Annotated in this window: 1 protein-coding gene; it reads left to right on the top strand. The window is 59.7% G+C overall.

Annotated features, from left to right (window positions below; genetic code table 11):
* A partial coding sequence (locus tag Q8Q08_05790) for a glycosyltransferase family 9 protein (GenBank protein MDP2653529.1) occupies nucleotides 1-3,596 on the top strand: 3,596 nt, incomplete at both ends.

Raw genomic sequence — 3,596 nt, 5'->3', positions numbered from 1 at the left:
GGAATATACGATTGTGGTCACGACCGACGAAACGGTCTTGGGCACCGGCAAGAACGGCCTGCCCATGATCGCCGAAACTAATGTTGTCGATGCGGTCAATTATCATCCCGCCTATTTTGCGCAATCCGACTCGAAACGCCTCGAGATTAATTATCACGAATTCGTCAGCCATATCGCCCGGAATGAACCGAACGAGCGCCGGGCCGCGGCTGATACAAAGAGATTTGTCCGCCGTCTCCGTTCGCTGCCGGCATTCAGCGCCAGGGCCTTCCGCGCCCTGCGCCGGACCGCGACCAGGAACGCGGAAGAGATCGTCCGCAGCCATGCCACCAGCATCATTGTGGACCAGCAGACCGGCGAAAGGGTCTACTTCACGGCCGGGCAGCCCTTTGTCCGGCTGGATGCCGATGTCTATATTAAGGAAGGAATGGCTTGGAACATCCCTGCCGGCGTCCGTCTGCCGGCGTCTTTGCGCAGATTGCTTAACACGCGCCAGGGCGGGCTTGTGCTGATAGCCGGGCCGTTCTATGAACAGATTGAAATCGAGAGGCCCGCAGGACAGCGCCAGGTCCTGTTCCCGTCCGGGATCGGCATCACGCCGGAGATGTATGAGTTGATCCGCAGGACCAGTACCGTCAATAAAGAGATCGCGCTTCGGGCTTTGAGCGATGAGGAAGTTTACGCCCGCTTCGGGCTGAAGAGAATTGTCATCGGCGGACGCCCGGCCACGATGCCGGTGCTGGGGATCGCCGGCCGGTCTATCCTGTTGCCGGTGGGTTATACCGTTTGGACAGACAAGGACAATGCCATCATCAACGCGGCCGAAAAGATAAAACGGTCGGCCGTTGCTGAGCATCACTTCTTCGGGCTTGAATTCAAGGGCGCCGGCACGCCGGCTTATCAGCGTCATAACATTGCTTCCGATATTCCGGCGACGGTGCATGAACAGGCGGTGGGTAAACCCGGCGTTTATCTGGACTGGTGGCATCAGTTCCGTTCGCAGGTTCCGGTCGGGCTCGAACCGCTGTTCAACGGGATCATCGCGCCGAACCGCGAAGGCCGGGTTGTCAGGGCCGGCGGTCTCCCGACCCGCTTGAGCATTGCCGTCCTGCCGATCTTTGATCAATACGGCGTTACGATCCGGATCCCGATCGGGGATTACCGCCTCCTCAATCTTTTCTTTGACCGCGAAGGCCGGCCTGTGCAGGAGATCTTCAATGCAGCCGTGGCGGAGATGTATCCGCAACAGGGCGAGAGGCAGGCCGCAAGGGCATATTTCAACAGTTTGAGACGGAATTATTTGAGCAATCTGACCGCCAATCTGAATGCCGGCCTTCTGCAGGGTGAACACGGCTCAATTACCAACATGGATCTCCTGGGATATGAAGCCGACATGGGCGACTTCAATGAGATCTCCAGCGAGCCCCGTGAAGTGATGGCCTGGGCTGTCCGGAGCTGGGTCGCCAATTTCCGTCATATTTTGGAACTGTCCGGCAACGACCGCGCTCTGGCGGATCGCCAGTTCGCCCGTTTCGTCGCGGAATTGAAAAAAGCCGGGCGCTCGTTGTCTGACGAGCGCGCGATGTCGGTGGTGAGGGACGTCCTGCGCCGGGCCGGACAAGAGAGGCCGGACGGGCACGTCGCCATGATCCCGGCGCTGGAGAAATTACTGCGCAGAGCCCAACGGAATCCGGGATTGATCAAGTTCGGCCTGACGATTGAGAACCAGGGCCGCATCGAACAGGTTTTGTTCTGGACGATCAACCTGGCTCTGATGGCGGTCTGGGGGCCGGTGTGGGCAACGGTGGCGACCTGGAGCGCCTTCCTGCTGATGCACGCGGGGAGCTCGAAGAGCCGGTTTGCCGCCGCCTTCCAGGTCGCTCTGATGAACGCCGTCCCGATGGCGTTGTTCGCCGGCGCTGCCAGCCTGAACGTCGCCGGGGTCGGACTGGCCTTGACGTTCTGGTTCGCCACCCGGTTCCATGACCATATGGTCCGCCGGCATATCGTGAAATTGAGATCCTACGCCGCCAAATCAAAGGTCGGCCAGGCAGGCGCCATGCGCGCCCGTCATGTCCTTGGCATCATCGTGGCGAATCTGGCCGAGCGGATCGCCGGACAAAAGTCGTCTTACGTGAACTTCTTCCGTGAGCTGCGCATCTTCGCGCCTCAAAACATCCTGGTGGTCACGGGCCTGGCGCTGGGCAAGGACGACATCGCCCTCGGCGACGTCAAAGTCGTTTACCGGCCGGTGCTCAAAATGCTGCTGGCCATGTTCCCGCAGGCCAGGATCACGCTTGTTTCCCATCATGTGGATTTCTGGAACATCAATCACCCGAGGTTGACCGTCATCGCCAAGCAGGAGTTCGTGGAAATGTACGACACGAACGCCGAGGTGTTGGCGGGCCGGTTGGCCGATTTCAAGAGCCAGCACAAGATCGATCTGGCGGTCAACCTGTCCTCCCAGTATTATCCTGTCTGGCATGCGGCCATGATGGCGGTCTTCGAAGATCATGTCTCGGTGTCCACCACCCGCGGCGCGATGATCCGCAAAGACGGCATGGTCCGGTATTTCCCGCTGCTGACCTGGAAGAAACACCTGTATACGACCCCCGGCCTCAACGCTGTCAAGGCCATCAACATTTTGCGTCAGGTCGTTCCCGAAGAGGCCCTGCTCAGCCAGGACGATTTCTTTGCATTGAGGCCGGAAGACAGGGCCTGGTTCAAGGGCATCAGCCGGAACGGGCCGAAGCAGACCCTGCTGTTGAATCTCTTCGCGTCGCGCCTCTACCGCGACTGGCGCGACGTGAAAGCCGTGGCCGAATTCGTGGAGGCGATGGTGTCCCAGCACGGCCTGCGCGTCATCTTCCCGGCGCCGATGAGCCGGGACCAGGAGAACATCATTTACCGGATTCGCAATCTTGTTTCGGCCGAGTCCCAGCCGGAGGTGAGGGTGGCCGCCCAGTCCGGCCTGCACCATCTGAAGGTATTGATTTATCTGTCGGATTATATCGTGACCGTGGACACGGGCGTCACGCATTTCGCCGACGCGCTGGGCAAACGGCCGGTCGTACTCTTCAATTACCGCTGGAGCCGTCCGGCCACGATCCTGATGAACTGGCTGCCGTCCGAATATACCAAGGCCCATAAAGATTATGTGACGTCCTGGATTCCGTCGGGTTACGCGGTCAATGCCATCCACGAAAAAGTCGTCCGCAAGATGGGGCAAAGCGGCAAGGCCAATTACGGGCAGGAAACGACGCCTCGTCAAAAGGGTCAAGCGGAAGCGGATTACGGCCCACGTACGACCGTCTTCAAAGCCAAGGCAGCGATGAAGGACGGCCGGCTGGTGCTTGGCATTCCGGAAGTGGATTTGAGCGGCGGGAAATTCGCCGAAGAATTGCAGCGCGATTATGACCGGCTGGTCGTCCAGGGCCGCGCGCCTCCCCAGCGAGTTCTCAATGGTACTGTGGAAGCTGGGACGTCACTGACCTATTCTGATCGAGGAGGGTCAGTTCCGCCGGCGGACCGGGAATATACGATTGTGGTCACGACCGACGAAACGGTCTTGGGCACCGGCAAGAACGGCCTGCCCA

Source organism: Candidatus Omnitrophota bacterium (assembly GCA_030688425.1).
Taxonomy (GTDB): domain Bacteria; phylum Omnitrophota; class Gorgyraeia; order Zapsychrales; family JANLHA01; genus JAUYIB01.
This window is presented reverse-complemented; position numbering and strand designations above follow the sequence as displayed.